The following is a 23,589-nucleotide window of genomic DNA, read 5'->3' as shown; positions in this document are numbered from 1 at the left end:
GCCAAACACGACCGTAACGAATACGGTGCAGAGTTTGGAACGTGCCGCCTGAACCCGCGCGTTTGCCATGCGTCAAGTAATATCCTTTTCCACCATGCCAAACTGATGCCCCACTTTAGATTACACCGGGCACTTGCCGGGCCTAATCTTTCCAGCATGTCGGCGCAAGCCACTACCTCGACGTCCTCTAGATACCTTTGCTTAGATCAAAACCAGCGAAAGGCGTTGCGTATCTACATCAAGAAACTGGAGCTCCTCCTACTGTGGTCCGTCGTGGTACCAAACAAATCGCCTAGCTCGACCTTGCCTACCAGTGTGAGGCGTGTCAGAACTTTCTGAGGCCTCCGGACTGGCCGTCGCGACGCCAACAGATCGCTCCGGCACCGGCGTGCGACGTTGAAGAAATCTGCAATCTCTAACGAAGTTGTCGGATCGACGCACGATCGCGGCTTGCTTTAACTTTGCATGTCCCATTGTCGCCGTGCCTTCTGCGAGGCAAATGCACATTAGCTATTTGCGCGACTGCGCTTAAGGTAGATTGACGACAAATTCCGGTACAACAGAAAACAGATCGCCCACCAGACCGTAATCGGCGACGCTGAAAATCGGCGCTTCCGGGTCCTTGTTGATCGCGACGATGACCTTCGAGTCCTTCATGCCGGCCAGATGCTGGATTGCACCCGAGATGCCGACTGCGACGTACAGTTGCGGCGCGACGATCTTGCCGGTTTGCCCGACCTGATAGTCGTTCGGCACGAAGCCTGCGTCGACCGCTGCACGCGATGCGCCAAGCGCTGCGTTCAGCTTGTCGGCCAGCGGCTCAAGCACCTTGGTGTAGTTCTCGCCATTGCCCAGACCGCGGCCACCCGACACGATGATCTTCGCCGACGTCAGTTCAGGACGGTCCAACTTCGTCACTTCACGGCTGACGAATTGCGAGATGCCGCTGTCGGCTGCCGCTTCGATCTTCTCGACCGCTGCGCTGCCGCCTTCGGCTGCGACGGCGTCGAAACCGGTCGAGCGAACCGTGATGACCTTGATCGGATCAGCCGATTGCACGGTGGCGATGGCGTTACCCGCGTAGATCGGACGCTCGAACGTGTCGGCGGAATCCACAGCGGTGATGTCGCTGATCTGCGCGACGTCGAGCTTCGCGGCGATACGCGGCGCGATGTTCTTACCGTAAGCGCTAGCCGGTGCGAGGATGTGCGTGTAATCCTTCGCGATGTTCAGCACGGTCGCTTCGACGTTTTCGGCGAGGCCCGCTTCGGGTTGCGGCGCGTCGGCCAGCAACACTTTGCTCACGCCTGCGATCTTCGCTGCGGCATCCGCAGCAGCTTGTGCGTTGTGCCCTGCCACCAGCACGTGAATGTCGCCGCCGATTTTCTGCGCCGCTGCAATCGTGTTCAGCGTCGCGGCCTTGATCGACGCGTTGTCGTGTTCTGCAATTACCAGATTCGTCATTTCGTCAGTCTCCCTCACAGCACCTTGGCTTCGGTCTTCAGCTTCTCGACCAGCGTCTTCACGTCCGGTACTTTCACACCGGCAGAGCGCTTCGGCGGCTCGGCGACTTTCAGCGTTTTCAGGCGCGGCGCAACGTCAACGCCGAGGTCTTCCGGCTTGATCGTTTCCAGCGGCTTTTTCTTTGCCTTCATGATGTTCGGCAGCGTCACATAGCGCGGCTCGTTCAGGCGCAGATCGGTCGTGACCACGGCCGGCAGCGTCAGCGACAGCGTTTCAGCACCGCCGTCCACTTCACGCGACACCGTCGCTTTACCGTCAGCGACGACCACCTTCGACGCGAACGTCGCTTGCGGCAGATTCGCCAACGCGGCGAGCATCTGGCCGGTCTGGTTCGAATCGTCGTCGATGGCCTGCTTGCCGAGGATGACCAGTTGCGGCTGTTCCTTGTCGACCAGCGCCTTCAGCAGCTTCGCAACGGCCAGCGGCTGCAGTTCTTCAGTCGATTCGATCAGGATCGCGCGGTCCGCGCCGATCGCCAGCGCGGTGCGCAGCGTTTCCTGCGATTGCGTGACGCCTGCGGACACGGCGATCACTTCAGTCGCCACGCCCGCTTCCTTCAAGCGCACGGCTTCTTCAACGGCGATTTCGTCGAACGGATTCATCGACATTTTCACGTTCGCGATATCGACACCCGTGCCATCCGATTTCACACGGACTTTCAGGTTGTAATCGACCACTCTCTTCACTGCTACTAGCACTTTCATTCGTCCTCACCCTTCTTCGCCAGATTGTCCATATCAGTCGAAACAGACCACAAAAAAATCTATTTGATAACCAACACCTTCGAGCGATCGAAAGCCACTGTCACGGCGATGATCAGGATCACACCGAATACGATTTGCTGCGCAAACACGGTAATGCCGACGAAGGTCATGCCCACGCGCGCCACCGAGACCAGCAGCGCTCCGATCAACGTGCGCACAATGCCGCCCGATCCACCCGTCAGTGCCGTTCCTCCGACGATCACCGCAGCGATCGCCGGCAACAGGAACTGATTGGCCAGAGTCGGCGAGCCACTGCCCAGGCGCCCCGCCATGACGACGCCAGCCAGCCCGGCGAAAAAAGACGACGTGGCGAAAACCAGGCACTTCGTCACGGAAACACGTACGCCTGAAGCGATCGCGGCCGGCTCGCCTGCGCCAATCGCGTCGGTGCGACGTCCAAACACTGTCGAACGATGCAGAAACCAGCAGAACGCAAACACCGCCACAGCCAGCAGGATCTCATGCGGGATGCCGAACGAGGTTCCGGTAGTCCAGCCCAGCGACCCGTCGCGCATGTCGTCGCTGATCGCGATCGAACGCGTGCCGGACAGCGTGAGCGCCGCTGCCGAGGCAATCCCGCCGATGGCAAGCGTTGCGATGAACGACGGAATGCGCAGCACAGTCTGTATCACGCCACTGAGCAGGCCGATCCCGAACGACGCCGCGAGGGCAATGACCGCTGCCCAGGCGCCATATCGCGGCAGGAACAGCGCAACGATCACACTCGCCAGCGAAGCCACAGCCTGAAGCGACAGGTCGATACTGCCCAGCAGCACGACAAAAGTCGTACCGGCGGCCATGATGAACAGTGTGGAGCTGTCCGCCAGCAGTCCGAGTTGCGTGGATAACGCCATAAAACCCGGCTCGGCGATTTCGATCAACACGTATAACGCCACCAGTGCGATAAAGGGCGCGTTGTCGCGCAGCGTGGCGCGCGAAGGTGATTTCAGAAATGACATAGCTGCCTCACACCATATGTTCGACGACTTCAACCTGCGAAGGCTTCGAGCCCACTTCGCACGGCAGAACTTTTTGCGCGCGGCCATCGCGCATCACCATCACGCGATGACTCAGACCGAGAATCTCTTCGAGCGTGTCGCCCGTGAGCACGACGGCCACGCCTTCGGCCGTCAGTTCGCGAATCAGCTGGTAGACCTCTTCCTTCGCACCCACATCGAGTCCGCGTGTCGGATGGTCGAGCACGAGAATCCGGCTTCCGGCAAAGCGCCATTTGGCGAGCACGACCTTCTGCTGGTTGCCCCCGGACAGATTGCGGCACGATGCGTCCGGTCCCGGCGTCTTGATTTGCAGCCGCCTGATCCACTCGTTGGCGATCTTGCGCTCGTTACCCTTACGCACGACGCCGCCCCGGCTTACCGATCCCAGACGCGGCAAAGTCAGGTTTTCCGCCACGCTCATCTGCGTCACGAGTCCCTCCACCTTGCGCTCGCGCGGCACATAGCCAACGCCCAGCGCCACAGCATGATTCGCTTGTGGCTTGAGCAGCGTGTCGCCAATCCGCACCTCGCCCGAATCGAGCTTCTCCAGACCCGCGATCACACGGCACAGTTCTTCGCGCCCCGAGCCCACCACACCCGCCACGCCGAATACCTCACCCTGCCGCACGTCGAACGAAACGTCATTTAACGCATGACCCAGCGAGGCGTGTCGAACGGATAGCGCGACCTCATCGCGACACGGGTTCTGCAGATTTTCGCGGTAATACTCTCCGTTCATCGAACGGCCCACCATCAGTTCATGAAGCTGCTTGACCGAAGCGTCGGCCGACGCCATCTGCGCCACCACCTTGCCGTCTTTCATCACATACACGCGATCGCTCAGCGACAGTAGTTCGTCGAGCCGGTGCGAGACGAACACGAACGACGCGCGTGATTTGAGTTCGCGCACCAGCCTGAACAGAATCTCGATTTCGGCAGCTTCGAGAACCGACGTCGGCTCGTCGAGCAGAATGATCGGCGTGCCGCCGGTTCGACTCGCCAGCGACAGCGCGCGTGCCAGCTCCACCATCTGACGCTGGCCGAATGACAGGTCTTCGCAGACCGTCAATGGATCGATGTCCAGATGCACGGTGGCAAGTTCCGCTTGCGCAGCGTGTTTAAGCTTCGACCAGTTCATGCGGCCGAACGTCGTGAAGTTTTCCTCGCGGCCAAGAAACAGGTTCTCGGCGATAGTAAGGTTCGGCAGGATCGACTGCTCCTGATAAACCATCGCGATGCCTTTCGCCGTAGCGTCGCGCGGATTGCGAATCACGAGCGGCCGGCCGCCGAGCGTGATTTCGCCTGCGTCCTGGCGGTAAGCGCCGGTCAGCAGTTTCATCAACGTCGACTTGCCCGCACCGTTCTCGCCGATCAGACCGACAATTTCATTGGGCCGCACTTCGACCGAAACATCGTCCAGCGCGAGCACACCTGGAAAACGTTTCGTGATGTTCTTGAGATTCAGCATGTCGACTCTCCCAGTCTTACTTGACGATGCGCCGGTGCGATCGATTGAGCGCCAGCGTCACGGCAACGATAATCAGCACGCCCTGTATGCCCTGTTGCACGTACGGCGGCACGCCGAGCAGCACCATTCCGTTGCCCAGCACCACGACGATCAAGGTGCCGATGAGCGTATTGAATGGACTGCCGTTGCCGCCCGCGAGCGACGTGCCCCCTACCACGATGGCCGTGATCGCGACAAACAGCTGGCCGTCGGCGATCAGCGCATGGCCCTGCCCATATTGCGCGACCGCAAGGATGCCGGCGACGCCGTAGAATGTGCCCGCCAGCGCGAAGATCGCGATCCGCACGCGTCGCACCCGGACCCCATTCAGACGCGCGAGGTCCTCTCCGCCACCGACTGCCAGCGTGTGACGCCCGAGCAACGTATGCCGGTAGATAAACCACGCGACGCCAAGCGCGAGCAGGCCGATCCAAACCGACAACGGCAGGCCCGCGTAGCGTGTGATCGCAATCGATCGCAGCGCCGTGTCGCTCACGCGGATCGTGTTGCCCGACAGCCATGCGGTGCCGATTCCGGTCGCCACGAAGCCGACCGCGAGCGTGGCGATGAATGACGGAATACGCAGAAACACGTGCAGCACGCCGTTAGCCAGGCCCAATACCGTGCCCGCGGCGATCGCCACGGCCAGCACCCACAGCCCGTAGTGATTGTCGTTGTACGAGTTCCCGACCAGCATCGACACGGTGATGGCCGAAACCGCGACGATCCCCTCCGCCGACAGATCAATGCTGCCGAGCTGAATCACGAAAGTTCCGCCGAGCGCGATGGTGAGCGGAATCGCGGCGGAGATCGCGATTCGCGCCAGGTTCATCGGATCAAAGAAATCGTGATTGACCGCACCGATGCAAAGGCCGAGCGCCAGCAAGACCAGCAGCGGCGCAAAGCGCTGTAGCAGGGAATGCATCGACATGAACCCGATCCCGGTTGTTGTTGTGCTGACGGCCCGCCGGGTAGGCGCTACGGTTAGTTTGCTCATCGATACACCACGGGCCCCGCGACGCGGGCGTAGAGATTGTTCCAGTCGGCGTTAGGCGCAGATTCATGCGCCATGACCGTCTGCACGTTCGCCTTGTTCACGAGGGTGGCCTTGCAGAACGATTCGCGCTGATCCTTCGGCAACGAAGCAACCTGCAACTTCTTCTGCTGCGCCTGGAGGCCCATCGAGAGACCGATGCCACCGAGCCAGTAAGGGTCCCAATCCACCGTCGTCACGAGTTCACCGGCCTTGATCGCGGCCAGCCCCGGCTGCGTGCCGTCCATGCCGGAGACCGGCAGTTGGCCGGCCAGCCCTTCGGCGCGCAGCGCTTCTATCGCGCCCAGCGCCATGTCGTCGTTCGCGGCCCAGACGCCCTTGATTTTCGAATTGAAGCGGGTCATCCACGCCTGCATGATCGGGAAAGCCTTTTGCGAATCCCAGTCCGCCACCTGAAAGTCCAGCAACTGGATATCGGGGAATTTCTTCAATGCCGCCATCAGGCCCGCCTTGCGCTCGATAGCCGGCACGTTGCTGAAAATGCCGCCTATCGCAACGACACCGCCCTTGCCGCCCATCGCCTTGAACAACTCGGTCGCGGTCGCCTCGCCGTATGCCACGCCGTCGAACGACATGTGCGCCACGTAGTTCGGATTGAAATCCCACGGATGCAGATCCTTCGGTTTGTTCCAGATCGTCGTCACGTATGCACCGGCTTTCGAGCAGGCTTCGACGATCACGCGCGCGTCGGCCGAATCGTTGGGATCGACGTTCAGCACGAGATTGCCGCCGGTCTTTTGCAGCAGCGCGCGAATATCCGCGATGCCCTTTTCGGAACTGCCTTCGGTCGTCAGCGGCACATACGGCAAGCCGATGCTTTTGGCAAAGTTCTGTGCGCCCTTGTTGAACGCGGTGTAATACGGATTGGTCAGCGAGCGGAACGAGCAGGCGAGCGTTGTTTGTCCCGCGCCGAACGAGAGCCGCGACATGCCGCCGCTCGCGACGGCAAATGCCGCGCCTGTGCCGAGCTTGATGAAGTCGCGACGCGATACGCCTGTGTGTTGATCCTGTTTCGACATGATGTCTCCTCCGAGCCAGAAAGACCCTGTGCATCAGGGTCGTCTATAAATAACTGGATATTTACCGATGGGGCAGGGCGGCCCAATTTCCCGGGCCGTCCCTAACCGCTGCCTCCGTCTGATCTCAAACCGTCACGGCGCTCTCGAGTGCGACTCGGCCCGAGGTACTCGCGAGTTTGCCCACCGGCGGCCGAGGCGTTGCCGCCAGACCCCGGATCAGATCCGCGGCCTTTTCCGCGATCATCAGCGTGGGGGCATTCGTATTCGAACTCACGATGCGCGGCATCACCGAAGAATCGGCGACACGCAGCCCATCGATTCCATGCACGCGCAATTGCGGATCGACGACCGACAGTTCGTCGATGCCCATCTTGCAGGTGCCGACCGGGTGATAGCCGGTACGTCCGTACAGCTGGGCGTAGGCTTCGTATTCGGCCTGGGTGCGCACGTTTGCGCCCGGAAAATGCTCGCTTTTGATGTACTTGCTCAGGGCTTTCTGGCTCATGATTTCGCGACTCTGACGAATCCCGTCGACGGCTACCTTCAGGTCGTACGGGTCGCGAATATACGCAGGATCGATCACAGGTGCGTCAGCGGGATCGGCACTGTGCAACGTGACGCTGCCCCGGCTGCGCGGCCGCAGGAAGTAAGAATTGAGCGTACAGCCCGAGCCGGACGGCACCGGCGGCACGCCGGCCTCGACGCCCGCGCCGGGCAGAAAGTGAAATTGCAGATCGGGCGTCGGGACGCTGCTGTCCGAATACCAGAAGGCCCCTCCTTCGGCGATGTTGGACGTAACGGGCCCTTTGTTGAAGAGTTTGTATTCGAGGCCGGCGAGCAGCATCATGTGCTTCTTCGAATACTTGTCGAGGCTGTACGCGCCGTTCAACTCGTAGACGATGTCGATATCGAAGTGATCCTGCAGATTCTGGCCGACACCGTTGAGCACGTGCACGGGTTTCACACCGGCGCGTTCCAGGTCCTGCGCGCGCCCAATGCCGGAAAGCATCAGAAGCTTGGGTGACCCAATGGCGCCCGCCGTCACGATCACTTCGCGTTCGGCTCGCGCGATGGTGACATTCGAGCGGTCGTCGCCGGGAGCGAATTCGACGCCGGTTGCACGGCCGTTTTCAATGACGACGCGCGACACGAGGCAACCGGTTCGCACTGTCAGATTGGGCCGCGAACGCGCGTCGCGCAAATAGCCGACGGCCGCACTGCAGCGTTTCCCATGACGCTGCGTCACCTGATAGACCCCCACGCCTTCCTGCTGCGCGCCATTGAAGTCGCTGTTATGCGGCATGCCGGCTTCCTGCCCCGCAAGTACAAACGCCTTGGTCAATTCGTTGACGCTGATGAGATCGGACACGCCGAGCGGGCCGCCGACACCGTGATACTCGTTGCACAGCCGCTCGTTGTCTTCCATGCGGCGCAGGTATGGCAACACTCCATCGCGAAAGCCCCAGCCGGTGCAGCCGTCGCGTTCCCAGCCGTCATAATCCGACGGTTGCCCACGTGTGTAGACCATCGCGTTGATCGAGCCGCCACCGCCGAGCACGCGGCCTTGCGCGAACGGAATCTGCCGTCCTCGGGTTTCAGCCGCCGCAACCGTGCGATAGCCCCAGGTCAACGGGCCACTGGTCATCTTGAAGAAGCCAACCGGCATGTGGATATACGGATCGGTATCAGCGGGTCCGGCTTCGAGCAGCAGCACCCGGTTGCCCGCATCCTCGCTCAGACGCGCCGCCAGCGCACAACCCGCCGCGCCGCCACCTACGATCACATAGTCATACATTGCTGTCTCCGATACTGTTCTGCGGCCACACTGCTGCGTGCGTTTCCGCTATTCCTGAGGCTTGCACAACGGCTCCTGACGGCCGCTCAACCGGCTTGAACCGACCCGGCCGATTCAACCGATCCAGCGCGGCCGATTGCCCAACTGGACGTGAACCGATTTCAGTTCGGTATATTCCTCGACCCCATAGCGTCCCGTTTCCCGACCGATACCCGATTGCTTGACGCCCCCGATCGGCATTTCCGGGCCGCCGGTAATGGTGCAATTGACCCAGATACGCCCGGCCTGCACGTCGCGAAAGCTTTTGATCGCACCCTTCAGATCGCGCGTCCAGATGCTGGCGGCGAGGCCGTAGGGCACGCCGTTCGCAATCTGGATGGCCTGATCGAAGGTATCGAATGACGTGACCGCCAGCACCGGTCCGAATATTTCTTCCTGGGCGAGAGCGCTATGCGGCTCCACGTTGCGGAACAGCGTGGGCTGGATGAAGAAGCGCTCGCCCTCCCCGCTCGATGTGCCACCGTGTACCAGTTGTGCCCCGTCGCGTTTGCCCGCCTCAATGAAACCGCCGATCTTGTCGAACTGACGCGCATCGACGATTGCGCCGACATGGTTCGACGCATCGAGCGGATCACCCACCCGCACCTTTTCCATCACGCCCTTGACGCGCTCGACAAGCTCTTCTTCGACGGAGCGATGCACGACGAGACGGCTGCCCGATACGCAGCATTGACCCGCGTTGAAGCAGATACCGAAGGCAATGGCGTCGGCGGCATCGGCCAGATCGGCGTCCGCGAACACGATCTGCGGATTCTTGCCGCCGAGTTCGAGTCCGACCTTCTTCATGTTGCCGCCCGCTGCCGTCAACACCGAGCGGCCCACGGCCGTCGATCCGGTGAACGACACCATGTCGACGTCCATGTGTTCCGCGAGTGCCTGCCCCACTTTCGAACCGAGACCGGTCACGACATTCACGACACCGTCGGGCAGCCCCGCTTCGGTCAGCAGCGCGGCGAGTTTGAGCGTCGTGGTCGAGGTGAGCTCGGCGGGTTTCACCACTGCCGTGCATCCCGCTGCGAGCACGAACGGCAACCTTTCGGACAGAATGAAAAAGGGGAAATTCCATGGCGTGACGATGCCTACCACGCCGACCGGTTGGCGCACCACGAGGCCGAACAGGTCCGCGCCCAGGTTGTCGTGCGAATCGCCGTGCGCGACGCGTGCCAGACCCGCCGCGTATTCCCAGATGCCCGCGGCCGCATTGATCTCGCCACGTGACTGGCCCATCGGTTTGCCACTTTCCAGTGTTTCCAGATAGGCGAGCATCTCCACGTTTTCGCGGATCAGGCTTGCCGTTTTGAGCAGCACCGTGGCGCGTTGCTCGCCGGACAGACGGGACCAGCGCCCATCGTCGAAAGCGCGGCGAGCCGCGGCAACCGCCGCGTTCAGATCGTCGACTGATGCGTGCGCCGTGGATGTCACCGGCACGCCGTGGCCCGGACTGTTGCGCGTGACGAATTCCGCAGTGGGCGCGACATGGTCCCGGCCGTCGATGAACATCGGCGTGCGAACAGGTTCGGACGGAAGTTTCAGTGTTGCCGCCAGCTCATTCAGATTGCTCATTCACGTCTCCAGAGTTTCTTCCACACGCGCTGGAAAGCGCCCTGCGGGCCAAGGGAATCGCACAATCGACGCGATGCCTCATGCATTTTTTGCGTCCCATTCTGCACCATCCGGTTACTTCCGGGTAATGCTTTTTTGGTCTATAGTCGGTGCCACGACGCCAGATCGACAACGACGCCCTCCACCCTTTACTGCAGCGAAAATCCGATATGACTGTTGCGAGCACGCCCCCCAGCCGGGCCCCGAAGAAAGCTGCCGCTGGCGCTGCGCCACCCCGGCAGCGAGACCCCGAGGTGACCAGGGCGCGCATTCTCGAAGCCGCCAAAAAAGAGTTCGCCAAGCTCGGTCTCGCCGGTGGCCGCGTCGAAGCCATCGCGACGCGCGCCAAGGCCAACAAGCGCATGATCTATCACTACTTCGGCAGCAAGGAGGAACTCTTTCAGGCCGTGCTCGAAGATGCGTACGCGGACATCCGGCACGCCGAACAGAAGCTCAATCTCGAACATCTGTCGCCGCAGGACGCTATCGTTGCGCTCACCACGCACACGTGGAACTACTACCTGAAAAATCCCGAGTTCATGACACTCGTCAACAGCGAGAATCTTCATAAGGCGCGTCACGTCAAGAATTCCGAACGGTTCAAGGAGTTGCATCACGGTTTCATCTCGATGTTGCAAGGCATACTCGATCGCGGCGTCAAGGCGGGCGTGTTTCGCAGCGGCGTCGATGCCCGTCAGCTTCACATCACCATGGCCGCCGTCGGTTACTACTATCTGACCAACCGCTTCACCAGCGGGGTGATATTCGACATCGACTTCATGAGCAAGGAAGCGTTGAAAAATCGCCTCGACTTCAACGTCGAAACGGTCCTCCGGCTGGTACGCGCCTGAGTGCCAACTCATGGTGCGCCGCGCGTCGGCGCTCGCTGGCGCGCGGCCGTTCATCAGGCTGCCTGCTCCTTTGGCTTGTCCGCACCACGACTGCGCGCGAACAACGCGTCGTCGACAAGCGGACGAAAACCCATCCGTGCGAGCACGTCCCGTTCGATATCCACCCCCTCGGCCACTTCGATCAAACGAACGCCGCTCTCCTCCAGCCTGAAGACGGCGCGCTCTGTCACGTACAACACTTCCTGTTGAGCAATACGCGCCTGCACGCCACTGAACGTGATGTGCTGCACACGCTCGACGAGTTTCGGCACACTCCCCGGCGAAACGATATTCACACGTTCTCCGATCTGCTCGACCTGCAGTCCCTTTGCTTCGAAACTGCCGCAGAAAACGATCTTGCGGGCACCCTGCGTGATGTCGATAAAGCCGCCCGGCCCCACTACCGTCGAACCCAGTTTCGACACGTTGATGTTGCCGTCGCCATCCATCTCGCCCATCCCGAGAAACGAAATGTCGACACCCCCGCCGCTGTAGAAATCGAATTGATCGACGCTTGAGAGGATGGCATCGGCGTTGCGCGCGGAGCCGAACATCGGGCCATCGACCATGGCGCCGTTGTGAATGCCCTGCTCGACGGTTCCCCAGAATGTGCCCAGCCGTCCCTGCTGCGCGAGCAGACCCGGAATCCCGCCAGGGATGCCGAAACCGAAATTCGCCGAATGCCCGTCGTGCAATTCACGCGATGCGCGCGCCGCGATGATGCGGCGAATGCCGGTGGGTACTTCGTAGAAACCGTCGGCAATCGTGCCGAGCGATTCGCCGCTTAGCGTCGCGTCGTAATCGGCGATTGCGCACTGCGGCGCGGCCGCTGTCTCGACGAGCGTGTCGACGAGAACACCTGGAATGCGCACCAGTCGCGCCGGCACGTAGCCTGCCGGCTCGCGCTCCCTGACCTGGACGATCACGTGGCCGCCGCTGTTGTGCGCGGCCAGCGCTGCGGCATATGTGTCGAGATCGACGGGTTCACGGCGCAGCGTGACATTGCCGGCCGCATCTGCGGACGAACCGCGCACGATCGCGAAATCGACTTTGAACGGCTTGTAGCGCAGATACTCGCGCCCATCGAGTTCGATCAGTTCAACCAGATCTTCCGTGGCACGCGCATTGATCTTGCCGCCGTCTAAACGTGGATCGACGAACGTGCGCAGCCCCACATGAGTGACGAGACCCGGCCGTCCTGCGCCAATTTCGCGCAGCAGCGTGGAGATGGCGCCTGCCGGGAAACTGTACGCTTCGAACGCATTTTCTCTGGCCAGTTGCTGCATGGCCGGCGACCAACTCCAGTGTCCGCCGATCACGCGGCGCACCATGCCCGGATGCGCGAAACGCCCTAGCCCGCTGCCCTTGCCGTCGCCGATTCCGAGCGCATGCACCACCGTCAGATCCCGCGGATGCCCGGTCGCCAGAAAACGCTCCTCCAGTTTCTCGAGTACGGCGTCCGGCTCCAGCATGCCGCCGCCGTTACTCGCCAGCGCGATGGTCGCCCCATCGAAAATCTGCTCGACCGCCTCTTCGGCTTGCCTCCAGTTTTTCAAACTACCCTCCAGTTCGATCGGCCACAAAGCTCGTTGACATCAGTGATTCGTTGGTTTTAAATAACCATCCAGATGGTTACTTGTTGGCAATGTTGGCACAGGAAATCACGTAATTCAAGCGGTGAAACGCGAGGCTCGGGTTTACCTGCACAGCACAAACCAGGCACAAAAGAGGTGCCGATCATGAGGATGGAGACAGCATGAAACTCTCGGAAACGCATCAGCAGATTCGCGACACCACGCGGCGCTTCGCTCAGGAAGTGATTCGTCCGGTCGCGGAAGAACTGGATCGCGACGAACGCTTCCCGGCGGAGATCTACGCACAGATGGGTGAGTTGGGCCTGTTCGGCATCACCGTGCCGGAACAGTTCGGCGGCGCCGGACTCGACGTCACGGCCTACGCACTCGTCATGGAGGAACTGTCGCGCGGCTATGCGTCCGTGGCGGACCAGTGCGGCCTCCTCGAACTGGTCGGCACGCTGCTCGCCGTCCATGGCACGGACGAGCAGCGTGCGACCTACATGGAGCCGCTATTGCGCGCGAAACTGCGGCCGGCCTATTGCATCACGGAGGCCGACGCGGGCACCGATGTCTCGGGCATTCGCACCACCGCGACCCGTACGGCAGAGGGCTGGGAACTCAATGGGGCCAAGCTGTGGATTCACAACGCGCCGGTCGCCGACGTCGCCTTCGTGCTGGCCCGGACCGACCCTGCAGCGGGCAAACGGGGCATGAGCATTTTCATCGTCGACTGTTCGCTGGACGGGGTGTCGAAGGGCCCCAAGGAGCACAAGATGGGCCAGCGCGCGTCGCAGGTCGGCGAGTTGAATTTTGACCGTGTGAGGTTGCGCCATGACGCTCTGCTCGGCGCGCAGGGCCGCGGCTTTCACATGATGATGAGCGCGCTCGACAAAGGCCGCGTGGGGATCGCCTCGCTTGCGGTCGGCATCGCGCAGGCGGGGCTCGAAGCAGCACTCGACTACTCGCAGACCCGCAAGCAATTCGGCAGCCATATCGCCGAATTGCAGGGCATTCAATGGATGCTCGCGGACATGGCGAAGGATATTCAGGCCGCACGTCTGCTCGTCCTCGATGCCGCCGAACGGCTCGAATCGGGCGAGCGCGCCAGCATCGCGTGCTCGATGGCGAAGTGCTTTGCCGGCGACACCGCCGTCAGGCACAGCGCCAACGCCGTGCAGATTTTCGGCGGCAGCGGCTACATTCGCGGCTTCGAGGTCGAACGTCTGTATCGGGACGCGAAGATCACGCAGATCTACGAAGGCACCAACCAGATCCAGCGCACGATCATTGCGCGCGATCTGCTCGCTAACGGAGCCTCGCTATGAGTACACGTCCGATTGCCCTCGTCACGGGCGGCCGGCGCGGCATCGGGCGCGCGATCGCGATTGAACTCGGGCGCGCCGGTTTCGACCTCGCGCTAACCGACGCCGTTGCATCGGACGAACTCGACGATGCGGTGCGTGAGGTGCAGCACACCGGTGCACGAGCGATCGCGACGCTCTCCGATCTTGCCGACATCGATTCGCATCCGGCAACGTTGAAGGCGATCGAGACCGCCCTCAACGGTCAGATCGATTGCCTCGTGAATAATGCTGGCGTCTCGGTACTGTCGCGCGGTGATCTGCTCGACGTCACACCGGAAAGTTTCGACCGTTGCGTCACGGTCAATACGCGAGGCACATTCTTTCTCATGCAGGCATTCGCGAAACATTGCCTCGCGCGCCCGGGCGCACCCGTCGCCGCGCATCCGTCGATCATCACGATCACGTCGTCCAATGCGATCGCGGCCTCGTCGCTGCGTAGCGAATATTGCGTATCCAAGGCCGGTCTTTCGATGGCGACCACGCTCTTCTCCCTGCGTCTCGCGGAACACGGTATCGGCGTGTATGAAGTGCAACCCGGCCTGATCGAAACCGAAATGACCGCGCCGTCACGCGCGCGCTACGACACGCAGATCGAACAGGGGCTCACTGCCATCAAACGCTGGGGCACGCCGCAGGAAGTGGCGATCACAGTGCGCACGCTTGCCACCGGCGGCCTTCCCTACAGCGTGGGCCAGGCGATCCGTGTCGACGGCGGCCTTCTCGTCACCAAATACTGAGCTAGCTATGATCCTGTCAATCAGACTTCCGGCCGCGTCCGGCACCCTGGAAACGTATCTCGTGCGAGGCACGCCGCTCGAAGTGCGCCCCCCTGCACGCGAATTCAACCGCATCGCGTATTCGGCCGCGCACGTGGTGGCCGATCCATTGCGCGCGGTTGAACTCAATGCCGCGCCTGCGATCGACTGGGACCGCACGATTGCCTATCGACGCTATCTGCTCGAACAGGGGCTTGGCATCGCGGAGGCGATGGACACGGCGCAGCGCGGCATGGGATTGCCATGGAGCACAGCGCTTGAACTGATCACCCGCAGCATTGAAGGCACGCGGGATATAGCGGGAGCACTCATCGCTTCGGGTTGCGGCACTGACCACATCACTCCCGCTTCAGTCACGAATTGCGATCAGGTGATTCGCGCGTATGCGGAGCAACTCGAAGCCGTACAACGCGTAGGCGGACGCGTGATCCTGATGGCGAGTCGCGCGCTCGCAAAAGTGGCTCGCTCACCAGATGACTATCGTCGCGTCTATCGCGAAGTGCTCGCCATGTGCGATCAACCCGTGATCCTGCATTGGCTCGGCGACATGTTCGATCCCGAACTCGCGGAGTACTGGGGCGCAAGCGGATTCCCCGGAGCAGCGGAAGTCTGCCTCGATATCATCGAGGCCAATGCGTCTAAAGTAGATGGCATCAAGATCTCGTTACTCGACGAGCAGAAGGAAATCACGTTCCGCCGTCGGCTGCCGCAAAGCGTGAAGATGTACACCGGCGACGACTTCAACTATCCCGCACTGATTGCCGGCGACGGAACGCATTTCTCCCATGCATTGCTGGGCATTTTCGACACGATTGCTCCCGCCGCGTCACAGGCGCTGGCCGCGTTATCGGCGAATGACATCGCCGCCTACAACCGATTGCTTGCGCCCACGGTGCCGCTTTCACGCCATATTTTTCGCGCGCCCACGCAGTACTACAAGACGGGCGTGGTGTTCCTCGCGTATCTGAACGGCTTCCAGGATCACTTCTTCATGCCGGGCGGTCACCACGGTATGCGGCCACCCGCTTACCTCGCCGATGTGTTCCGCCTCGCCGACCAGGCCGGCCTGCTGCGAGATCCGGGCGATGCAGTCATCCGCATTCGCAAGGTCATGGCGGCACTCGGATGCGGAGACTGATCATGGCGCGATCTGGGGGAACTGCTTGTCTTCGCTATCTTTCGGGAAAGTCATGAGAAACCTTCACGGAAGGCTGGACCTGTGCGCAATCAATACCGCCACGCTGGGTCATCGGGAACCGCTTGATCGCACGATTGATCGCATTGCGCGAGCGGGATTTGGCGGAATCGCGCCGTGGCGTCGCGAGGTAGAGGAAGGCGACGTCTCGCAATTTGCCCGGCAGATCCGGGCGCTCGATTTAACCGTGAGCGGCTATTGCCGCTCGACCTGCCTACCGGCTGCAACGCGTGCGGAATTCAATGCGAATGTCGAAGCAAACCGGGCCGCGATCCGCGATGCGGCCGTGCTCGGAGCGCGTTGCTTCGTGATGGTAGTCGGTGGCATCGTGCCCGGTAGCCGCGATCTGGACGGTGCTCGAGCACAGGTGACAGACGGCATCTCGATGCTGATGGACACTGCTCGCGAGTACGGTGTGCCGCTTGCGCTCGAACCTCTTCATCCGATGTACGCAGCCAATCGCGCGGTGATCAACACCATCGCTCAGGCGATGACCATTTGTGAAACCGTGGACCCGGACCGGTCGGGTCTGGTCGGTATAGCAGTCGATGTTTACCACTGCTGGTGGGACCCTTCGCTGCGCGCGTCGATCGCGGCAGCCGGGAAAGCGGGCCGCATCACGGCCTATCACGTGTGCGACTGGTTGCACGATACTCATGACATGCTGCTCGATCGCGGCATGATGGGCGATGGTGTGATTGATCTGCCAGCGGTGCGGTCGTGCGTCGAGCAGGCGGGATACGACGGCCTCGTCGAAACCGAAATTTTTTCGGCACAGAACTTGTGGCGGCGCGATCCGGATGAAATACTCGCCGTCTGCGCTGATCGGCTGCAAACCGTCTGTTGACGGTTCGACGCTAACTCAAACAGAACAACACGGAATTCGAATGACTGAAAAGATTCGCTGGGGAGTACTGGGTGCCGCAAAGATCGCCGACAACTTCGTTGTACCGGCTATCCAACGCTCGTCGAACGGCCGGGTAACCACTGTCGCCAGCCGCGACCTTGATCGCGCGCGGGCTTTCGCAGGTAGACACTCAATCGACCACGCATTGACAAGCTACGACGCGGTGATCGAAAGCAACGATGTCGATGCGATCTATATCCCGCTGCCAACGGCGAGCCACGTCGAATGGTGCAGGAAAGCACTGCTTGGCGGCAAGCATGTGCTTTGCGAAAAACCGATCGCGATGAACAGTGCCGAGGTGCTCGAATTGATCGCGTTGCGAGACAGGACGGGGCTGGTATGCGGCGAAGCCTTCATGGTTGCCCATCACCCGCAATGGGAATTTGTTCGCGACAGCATCGCTCGCGGCTTGCTCGGCGAACTCACCCTGATCGAAGGATCGTTCACTTACTTCAACGACGATCCCAATGCACTCAAGAACAATCCTGCTCTCGGCGGCGGCGGAGTTCGCGACATTGGCGTTTATCCGGTCGTGACCACGCGCCTTGCCACAGGACTCGAACCGGATCGGGTTCACGCCGAAGTCGAGTTTGATCCACGCTTCGGCACCGACCGGTTTGCCCGATGCACCGCCGGGTTTCCAGGATTCTCGATGACGTTTTACTGCGGCACGCAATTGTCGCGCCGGCAACACATGATCTTTCACGGAACCAAAGGCTGGTTGAGCGTCGATGCACCGTTCAATCCGGGCACTTATGGGCTTGCGCAAATTCGCCACCGTTCCGATGAAACCGGTCAGACACGCACCATCGAATTTGCGGATGTCGACCAGTATCAATTGATGGTCGAAGATTTCGCCCGAACTGTACTCGGACAAAAAATGAATCTGGTTTTCACCCTTGAAAACTCGCTCGGCAACCAGCGAGTGATCGATCAGATACTTTCATAACGGCAGATGTGCGAGTCGCCGGGACGGGTTTGAAGCATGGACCGGCAGCCGCGAGATTTTCCGTTGCTGTTCGAAGCCTGGTTCAAGCCTGCAGTGGCGTCGGCGCGGAATGTCCGGCAACGAGTTGCTGCGGCGCCACCTCGATGGACACCGATAGTCCCAGCAGACCTGCTGGATCCTGCGCATCGCTCCAGAGGGGCCGCATTTCAGTAACGAGATAACTAAAGCCTCCTCTCTCTTTTATAAGGCGTATCCCGCCAATTCATGTCGATTCGAAGTCATCGCATCGATTAAACCTCTGCATTTGTACTATGTTCCCTCTTGCATGAAGTCGTAGCCATACAGTTGGCCTTGCACGCCTATTGGCCTTGAAACAGATGCGCGCTCACTCGCGACGAAAGGAGACATGATGCAAGCAAAACAAAGGACAAGCCGGCAATCGCCGTGGGGGACGTCGGTCGGAATGTCGTTCCACGTCGACGTGCGGCGCAGCAAACCACTCGTTGTCGCGGCCCTGGCAACAGCCGTTTTTGCGACAGGCTCAGTCAGCGCAGACGAAAACGGTCGCAATGGCAATGGCGGCGGGAATAAATGGGCCGCTTCCTGGGCAACCTCCATTCAGGCAGCGTATGTATTACCCACCACGCCACAAGGCGCCTCCGTCCCCGGATACGATCCGCAACCCGATCTGAGTTTTCCATTACCGGGTGCGACCACGAACGGCGCGGTCAACCAGACCTTCAGGATGATTATCAAGCCCGACCTCTGGGGCGGCAAAATACGTGTCCGCTTTTCAAATGTGTTCGGAACGAGGCCGGTTACGTTCAGCCATGCCGCTGTTGCACTGCAAAGTTATCAAGCCAACCTCGTGTCCGGCACCAATGTGTCGCTGAGTTTCAATGGCAATCAAAGCGTGACGATTCCAGCCGGCCAACAGATATTCAGCGATCCTGTCGACTTGCCCTTCGTTTCGCAAGGCGATCCTCATGCGCTGGCGGGACGCAACCTCGCGGTGAGTTTTGCTGTGGATGGCGCATCCGGCCCGGCGAGCTATCACGCGACGGCATTCACGACCTCCTACATCAGCGCGCCCAATTCGGGTGACCAGGTTCTCGCCGAGGACGACACGGCCTATCCGTACTCCACGACATCGTATTTCTTCGTCAGCGAACTCGATGTGCTTGCGCCGCGCGATACGCTGGTGGTGGTCGCGTTCGGCGACTCGATCACCGACGGCACATTTTCCACGCTCAACGGCAACGACCGCTGGGCCAACGTGATGTCGCGCCAACTTCACAATCAACTGGGCGATCGCGTCAGCGTAGTCGATGAAGGGATCGGCGGCAACGGTGTGGTCGCGCAACTCGCCGGACAACCGGCCACGCAACGCGTGAATCGCGACGTCATTTCGCTGTCAGGCGTGAACCTTGTGGTGTGGATGGAGGGCATCAACGATCTCGGCAACGCACAGTTGACGCCGCCGCCGATTATCGCGGGCTACCGGCAGGTGGTTGCGGCGCTGCGCAAGGCGGACATCGCGGTGATCGGCGCGACGCTCACGCCGAGCTTCGTTCCGAATGGACAGGTGCCCGCCAATAGCCCGCTGGCTGCTGCAGCGGGCGCAGCATTCGCGGCGTCTTACGGCAGCGCTCAAGTGGATGGCTACCGCAAGACACTCGACAAGTTCATTCTGTCGGGCGGGCTATTCAACGCAACTTCCGACTTCGCAGCGGTCACGACCGATCCGAGTACGGGGACCCTCTATCCTCAGTTCGTTCCCAACAGCGAGGGAAGTGCCGGGGATTATCTGCACCCTAATCGCGCGGGCTATCAGGCAATGGGGGTGGCGGCTGCGAATTCGGTCACCGGATTGCTGAGAAATGGACACTAGGGCCGTCTCGCGATCCATCAGATAGCGACCTCTTCAAATCACAACGGCTCGCCTGGGGTGCATGGTGGCGGCTACGCTCGAATGCGGACCGCCGCCATTCACGGAGACCGCCACTATGTTCTCATGACGTTGCGTACCACGATTATCTGGGTGTCGCCATTGATCCGACAAAGGTAGAACGGCGTCCGCCGATCCGGCGCGATCATGAATTGCGGGTCGCAAGTGCTGGGATCGCGCCCGCCTTCAATGCGACCGACTGACCTGAAACCCCATGCCGTGTTCAGGTCGATGTTTGGGATTGCAACTCCACGCCCATTCATCCACAAACCCAATCAGTGTATTCGTTCATCGCATGGATGCCGCGCCGTCACTTGACGAGAATATGACGTAATCGGCTCTGGTGCCTCCGTAGTAATTGCGGCGCCCAGCTCACCGTCCATTATTTAAATCAGGAGACACCATGGCAGAGCAGAACAGCCGGACCCGGGTCGACAAGGCCAGACAGGCACGGCGCGCGCTTATTTCCAGTTGTGTCGGGACGTCGGTCGAAGTGAAAAATCGCACGGCCGTTCCGACCTATCGAGTCGAATTTGGAAGCGGTCTTCTGCATGGCCGTCCAGTCCACTCGCCACTCAAACCGCCATAATAATATCGGTTGCCAAGCCCGTTCGCGCGGCTATACGCCTTCACCAATTTGTCGTTGCTTAGTCTCGTTGCGGTTACATGACCAACAGATCGTCCGCCGGTCCGGCCTTGCGGCCAAGGGCGTAGCCGACAATTTGACCCCAACGCTTCGTCATTCCATTCGACGACAATTCGAGTCCCTGCACGTTGTCCGACACCGTCCAGCGCCAATGCGGACATTCAGCGTCGAGCGGTTTGGCGATATACCCACGAAGTTAGTGAAAAAACGGTGCTGTTGAATAACGGGTGCCCAGCAACATAGCGTCAGCAACATGTTGGAGAGGGCTGAAATCTACCTCACTAGCACCATCGGATATCAACTCAGCAAAACGTTCGTACAAACTGGAATACTCACGCTCCTCACCGAGATCCCAACTCTTGCCGTCAATCTGCAGGTGTTTGCCACCCTGCGCCAGTCGTAAAACACCAACTGTGGTAGTTACCTCTACCTCCCAAATTTCCTCATCACCGTGGCGCCAATCGAACTCCGCTCGAATTGGGGTGGACCGATCGTCTCGAAAATCGAGATTTGCTGCAATGGGGTTGTGTTTATTGGACGGCGTATAAAGGTCCGCTGCTTTCAAAAAAAATGGACGAGGCAGGATGCGCGTTACGATGGATAAAGCATTGATTCCGGGATCGAACACGCCGAGTCCTCCCGGTTGCCAGATCCAATCCTGACCGGGATGCCAAAGCCGCACATCTTCTTTCCAGCGAACCATCACCGTAACGAGTTCCTTGTTCGCCAGCCACGCACGCGCGGACTTGACCCCTGGCGCGTGACGGGAGTGCCAGGATGTGAACAGACTGCACGCGCGCTCACGCGCAACTTCGGCTAATACAGCTACTTCCGCAACGCTAGCGCCGGGTGGTTTTTCCAGCAACACATGCTTGCCCGCGGCAAGCGCGACGCACGCCTGCGAAAATCGGACCTGTGGAGGAGCACACAAAGATACGGCCGCTAGATCTGGCTCCGCATCCAGCATTGCTTCAAGACTTTGATAGTGAGCTATGCCAGCGATCCGGGCGTTCGGATCGGCGCAGGCGATGAGCTCAAAACCAGGGTGACCATCAATGGCCGGGATATGCTGATCACGAGCGATCTTGCCAACGCCGACAAGCCCAATCTTGATTCGATCTTTCACGCTTTCACCTTCTTGACGTCATCCAAGCTTTCGCCCTGCTGGGAGAAAGCTTGTGCAACAGTAGTTCTAAGTGCTGGGATACATCACACGGACTTCACTTGCAGACCGTGCGCATCAAAACAACAACTCAGTGGGAATGTCGTGGTACGCCCGCTCCCCGGCAGCCGACCAGAAAATCAAGGTCGCAACCTTCGTCCGCCTGCAAAACGTGGTCCACGTAAAGGCGTTGATAGCCACCACCCTCAGGCGGTTGCGGCGGTACGTGATTCGCCATCCGGCGTTCGAGTTCCGCGTCGCTGATATCCAGATGCAGCGTGCCCGCGTCGCAATCGAGTTCGATCCAGTCGCCGTCCTGCACCGCTGCAAGCGGACCCCCCGCAGCCGCTTCCGGCGTCACATGCAACACGACCGTGCCGTATGCGGTGCCGCTCATGCGCGCGTCGGAAATGCGCACCATGTCCTTCACGCCCTCGCGCAGCAGCTTCGGCGGCAGACCCATGTTGCCGACTTCGGCCATGCCGGGATATCCCTTCGGCCCACAGTTCTTCAACACGAGCACGGAGTTCGCATCGACGTCGAGTTCTTCATCGACGATCTTTGCCTTGTAGTGCTCGAGGTTCTCGAACACCACCGCGCGCCCACGATGCTTCAGCAATTCAGGCGTGGCCGCCGACGGCTTCAGCACCGCACCACGCGGCGCGAGATTGCCGCGCAGCACGCGAATACCGCCATCGGCGACGAGCGGATTGTCGAGCTGACGGATCACTTCGTCGTTCGTATTCGGCGCTTCCTTCACGTTCTCCCACAACGACTTGCCGTTGACGGTCAACGCACCCGGGAACGGCAGCAGGTCCGCTTCGCCGAGACGGCGCAGCACCGCCGGCAAACCGCCCGCGTAATAGAACTCTTCCATCAGGAAGCGGCCCGACGGCATCAGGTCGACGATAGTCGGCGTGTCGCGGCCAATGCGCACCCAGTCTTCCAGTTCGAGATCGACACCGATACGCCCGGCAATCGCCTTCAGATGGATCACCGCATTGGTCGAGCCGCCAATCGCGGCGTTCGTGCGGATCGCGTTCATGAATGCTTCGCGCGTCAAAATCTTCGACAGCGTGAGCCCTTCATGCGCCATCTCGACGATGCGGATGCCCGACATATGCGCGAGCACGTAGCGACGCGAATCGACCGCAGGAATCGCCGCGTTGTGCGGCAGCGACGTGCCGAGCGCTTCGGCCATGCACGCCATCGTCGACGCGGTGCCCATCGTGTTGCAGGTGCCCGCCGAGCGCGACATGCCCGCTTCCGCCGACAGGAACTGATGCAGGTTGATCTCGCCCGCCTTCAGCGATTCGTGCAGTTGCCACACGGCCGTACCAGAGCCGATGTTCTTGCCGTCGAGCTTGCCGTTCAGCATCGGGCCGCCGGTCACGACGATCGCGGGCACGTCGCAACTCGCCGCGCCCATCAGCAATGCGGGGGTGGTCTTGTCGCAACCGGTCAACAGCACGACCGCGTCGATCGGATTGCCGCGAATCGCTTCTTCCACGTCCATCGCCGCGAGATTGCGCGTGAGCATCGCGGTAGGACGCAGATTCGATTCGCCGTTGGAGAACACCGGAAACTCGACGGGGAACCCGCCTGCTTCATAGATGCCGCGCTTCACGTGCTCGGCGAGCTTGCGAAAATGCGCGTTACACGGCGTGAGTTCCGACCAGGTATTGCAGATCCCGATGACCGGGCGGCCATCGAATTCGTGGTCGGGAATGCCCTGATTCTTCATCCAGCTTCGATACATGAAGCCGTTCTTGTCGGCGGTACCGAACCATTCCGTCGAACGGAGTGGACGCTTTTCGGAAGACATATTTGTTCTCGATATTAGTAGTAGGGT

The 23,589-nt window shown here is 60.6% G+C and carries 18 protein-coding genes; 7 read left to right on the top strand and 11 right to left on the bottom strand.

Features of this window, described 5'->3' with window-relative positions; all coding sequences use genetic code 11:
• Positions 1-528 precede the first annotated feature (528 nt).
• The 8 genes from BLS41_RS34450 to BLS41_RS34415 all read right to left on the bottom strand — a co-directional run bounded on the left by BLS41_RS34450 (position 529) and on the right by BLS41_RS34415 (position 10,284).
• Positions 529-1,464: an electron transfer flavoprotein subunit alpha/FixB family protein gene (locus tag BLS41_RS34450; protein ID WP_074772476.1), complete on the bottom strand. Its 936-nt coding sequence runs from the start codon at positions 1,462-1,464 to the stop codon at positions 529-531.
• Between the two features lie 14 nt (positions 1,465-1,478).
• A complete protein-coding gene (locus tag BLS41_RS34445; RefSeq protein ID WP_074772473.1) occupies positions 1,479-2,228 on the bottom strand; it encodes an electron transfer flavoprotein subunit beta/FixA family protein in 750 nt (249 codons plus the stop codon).
• Positions 2,229-2,287: 59 nt separating this feature from the next.
• Entirely contained in the window at positions 2,288-3,247 is a 960-nt protein-coding gene (locus BLS41_RS34440; protein WP_074772470.1) for an ABC transporter permease, read from the bottom strand.
• 7 nt (positions 3,248-3,254) lie between these two features.
• A complete protein-coding gene (locus BLS41_RS34435) occupies positions 3,255-4,754 on the bottom strand; it encodes a sugar ABC transporter ATP-binding protein (RefSeq protein WP_074772467.1) in 1,500 nt (499 codons plus the stop codon).
• Positions 4,755-4,770: 16 nt separating this feature from the next.
• Positions 4,771-5,724, bottom strand: coding sequence for an ABC transporter permease (locus BLS41_RS34430; protein ID WP_074772464.1), 954 nt, complete (start codon positions 5,722-5,724; stop codon positions 4,771-4,773).
• 62 nt (positions 5,725-5,786) lie between these two features.
• On the bottom strand, positions 5,787-6,866 hold the full coding sequence (locus BLS41_RS34425; protein WP_074772461.1) for a sugar ABC transporter substrate-binding protein: 1,080 nt from the start codon (positions 6,864-6,866) through the stop codon (positions 5,787-5,789).
• A gap of 124 nt (positions 6,867-6,990) precedes the next feature.
• Positions 6,991-8,661: a GMC family oxidoreductase gene (locus BLS41_RS34420; protein WP_074772458.1), complete on the bottom strand. Its 1,671-nt coding sequence runs from the start codon at positions 8,659-8,661 to the stop codon at positions 6,991-6,993.
• Between the two features lie 114 nt (positions 8,662-8,775).
• Positions 8,776-10,284, bottom strand: a complete 1,509-nt coding sequence (locus BLS41_RS34415) for an aldehyde dehydrogenase family protein (RefSeq protein WP_074772455.1) — start codon at positions 10,282-10,284, stop codon at positions 8,776-8,778.
• A 293-nt stretch (positions 10,285-10,577) separates the two neighbouring features.
• Here BLS41_RS34415 and BLS41_RS34410 point away from each other — a divergent pair, with 293 nt between their 5' ends.
• Positions 10,578-11,174, top strand: a complete 597-nt coding sequence (locus tag BLS41_RS34410; RefSeq protein ID WP_253189878.1) for a TetR/AcrR family transcriptional regulator — start codon at positions 10,578-10,580, stop codon at positions 11,172-11,174.
• Between the two features lie 53 nt (positions 11,175-11,227).
• On the opposite strand, the gene BLS41_RS34405 is transcribed toward BLS41_RS34410, so the two are convergent.
• A complete protein-coding gene (locus tag BLS41_RS34405) occupies positions 11,228-12,769 on the bottom strand; it encodes an acyl CoA:acetate/3-ketoacid CoA transferase (protein ID WP_074773453.1) in 1,542 nt (513 codons plus the stop codon).
• Between the two features lie 200 nt (positions 12,770-12,969).
• Here BLS41_RS34405 and BLS41_RS34400 point away from each other — a divergent pair, with 200 nt between their 5' ends.
• From BLS41_RS34400 to BLS41_RS34375, 6 genes are all read left to right on the top strand, one after another.
• Positions 12,970-14,115, top strand: coding sequence for an acyl-CoA dehydrogenase family protein (locus tag BLS41_RS34400; protein WP_074772449.1), 1,146 nt, complete (start codon positions 12,970-12,972; stop codon positions 14,113-14,115).
• Positions 14,112-14,891: a 3-ketoacyl-ACP reductase gene (locus tag BLS41_RS34395; RefSeq protein ID WP_074772446.1), complete on the top strand. Its 780-nt coding sequence runs from the start codon at positions 14,112-14,114 to the stop codon at positions 14,889-14,891. Before BLS41_RS34400 ends, BLS41_RS34395 begins: the two co-directional genes overlap by 4 nt.
• Positions 14,892-14,898: 7 nt before the next feature.
• The gene (locus tag BLS41_RS34390; protein ID WP_074772443.1) at positions 14,899-16,068 is read left to right on the top strand and encodes a dihydrodipicolinate synthase family protein; all 1,170 of its coding nucleotides are present in this window, start codon (positions 14,899-14,901) and stop codon (positions 16,066-16,068) included.
• Between the two features lie 52 nt (positions 16,069-16,120).
• A complete protein-coding gene (locus tag BLS41_RS34385) occupies positions 16,121-16,972 on the top strand; it encodes a sugar phosphate isomerase/epimerase family protein (RefSeq protein ID WP_074772440.1) in 852 nt (283 codons plus the stop codon).
• A gap of 40 nt (positions 16,973-17,012) precedes the next feature.
• Complete coding sequence (locus tag BLS41_RS34380; protein ID WP_074772437.1) at positions 17,013-17,981, top strand: Gfo/Idh/MocA family protein; 969 nt, start codon at positions 17,013-17,015, stop codon at positions 17,979-17,981.
• Between the two features lie 409 nt (positions 17,982-18,390).
• The gene (locus BLS41_RS34375) at positions 18,391-19,872 is read left to right on the top strand and encodes a GDSL-type esterase/lipase family protein (RefSeq protein ID WP_171910381.1); all 1,482 of its coding nucleotides are present in this window, start codon (positions 18,391-18,393) and stop codon (positions 19,870-19,872) included.
• Positions 19,873-20,771: 899 nt separating this feature from the next.
• Here the strand turns inward: BLS41_RS34375 and BLS41_RS34370 are convergent.
• Together BLS41_RS34370 and BLS41_RS34365 are read right to left on the bottom strand one after the other, a co-directional pair.
• Positions 20,772-21,701, bottom strand: coding sequence for a Gfo/Idh/MocA family protein (locus BLS41_RS34370; RefSeq protein WP_074772431.1), 930 nt, complete (start codon positions 21,699-21,701; stop codon positions 20,772-20,774).
• A gap of 127 nt (positions 21,702-21,828) precedes the next feature.
• Complete coding sequence (locus BLS41_RS34365; RefSeq protein ID WP_074772428.1) at positions 21,829-23,562, bottom strand: IlvD/Edd family dehydratase; 1,734 nt, start codon at positions 23,560-23,562, stop codon at positions 21,829-21,831.
• Between the last annotated feature and the right edge of the window lie 27 nt (positions 23,563-23,589).

It is taken from the genome of Paraburkholderia fungorum (assembly GCF_900099835.1).
GTDB lineage: Bacteria > Pseudomonadota > Gammaproteobacteria > Burkholderiales > Burkholderiaceae > Paraburkholderia > Paraburkholderia fungorum_A.
The sequence above is the reverse complement of the archived record's forward strand: the minus strand, read 5'-3'. Positions and strand labels throughout refer to the sequence as shown.

Bases quoted from the DNA above. Each gene is read 5' to 3' on its own strand.
- BLS41_RS34450 (WP_074772476.1), bottom strand. From the start codon at position 1,464: ATGACGAATCTGGTAATTGCAGAACACGACAACGCGTCGATCAAGGCC.
- BLS41_RS34445 (WP_074772473.1), bottom strand. From the start codon at position 2,228: ATGAAAGTGCTAGTAGCAGTGAAGAGAGTGGTCGATTACAACCTGAAA.
- BLS41_RS34440 (WP_074772470.1), bottom strand. From the start codon at position 3,247: ATGTCATTTCTGAAATCACCTTCGCGCGCCACGCTGCGCGACAACGCG.
- BLS41_RS34435 (WP_074772467.1), bottom strand. From the start codon at position 4,754: ATGCTGAATCTCAAGAACATCACGAAACGTTTTCCAGGTGTGCTCGCG.
- BLS41_RS34430 (WP_074772464.1), bottom strand. From the start codon at position 5,724: ATGTCGATGCATTCCCTGCTACAGCGCTTTGCGCCGCTGCTGGTCTTG.
- BLS41_RS34425 (WP_074772461.1), bottom strand. From the start codon at position 6,866: ATGTCGAAACAGGATCAACACACAGGCGTATCGCGTCGCGACTTCATC.
- BLS41_RS34420 (WP_074772458.1), bottom strand. From the start codon at position 8,661: ATGTATGACTATGTGATCGTAGGTGGCGGCGCGGCGGGTTGTGCGCTG.
- BLS41_RS34415 (WP_074772455.1), bottom strand. From the start codon at position 10,284: ATGAGCAATCTGAATGAGCTGGCGGCAACACTGAAACTTCCGTCCGAA.
- BLS41_RS34400 (WP_074772449.1), top strand. From the start codon at position 12,970: ATGAAACTCTCGGAAACGCATCAGCAGATTCGCGACACCACGCGGCGC.
- BLS41_RS34395 (WP_074772446.1), top strand. From the start codon at position 14,112: ATGAGTACACGTCCGATTGCCCTCGTCACGGGCGGCCGGCGCGGCATC.
- BLS41_RS34390 (WP_074772443.1), top strand. From the start codon at position 14,899: ATGATCCTGTCAATCAGACTTCCGGCCGCGTCCGGCACCCTGGAAACG.
- BLS41_RS34385 (WP_074772440.1), top strand. From the start codon at position 16,121: ATGAGAAACCTTCACGGAAGGCTGGACCTGTGCGCAATCAATACCGCC.
- BLS41_RS34380 (WP_074772437.1), top strand. From the start codon at position 17,013: ATGACTGAAAAGATTCGCTGGGGAGTACTGGGTGCCGCAAAGATCGCC.
- BLS41_RS34375 (WP_171910381.1), top strand. From the start codon at position 18,391: ATGCAAGCAAAACAAAGGACAAGCCGGCAATCGCCGTGGGGGACGTCG.
- BLS41_RS34365 (WP_074772428.1), bottom strand. From the start codon at position 23,562: ATGTCTTCCGAAAAGCGTCCACTCCGTTCGACGGAATGGTTCGGTACC.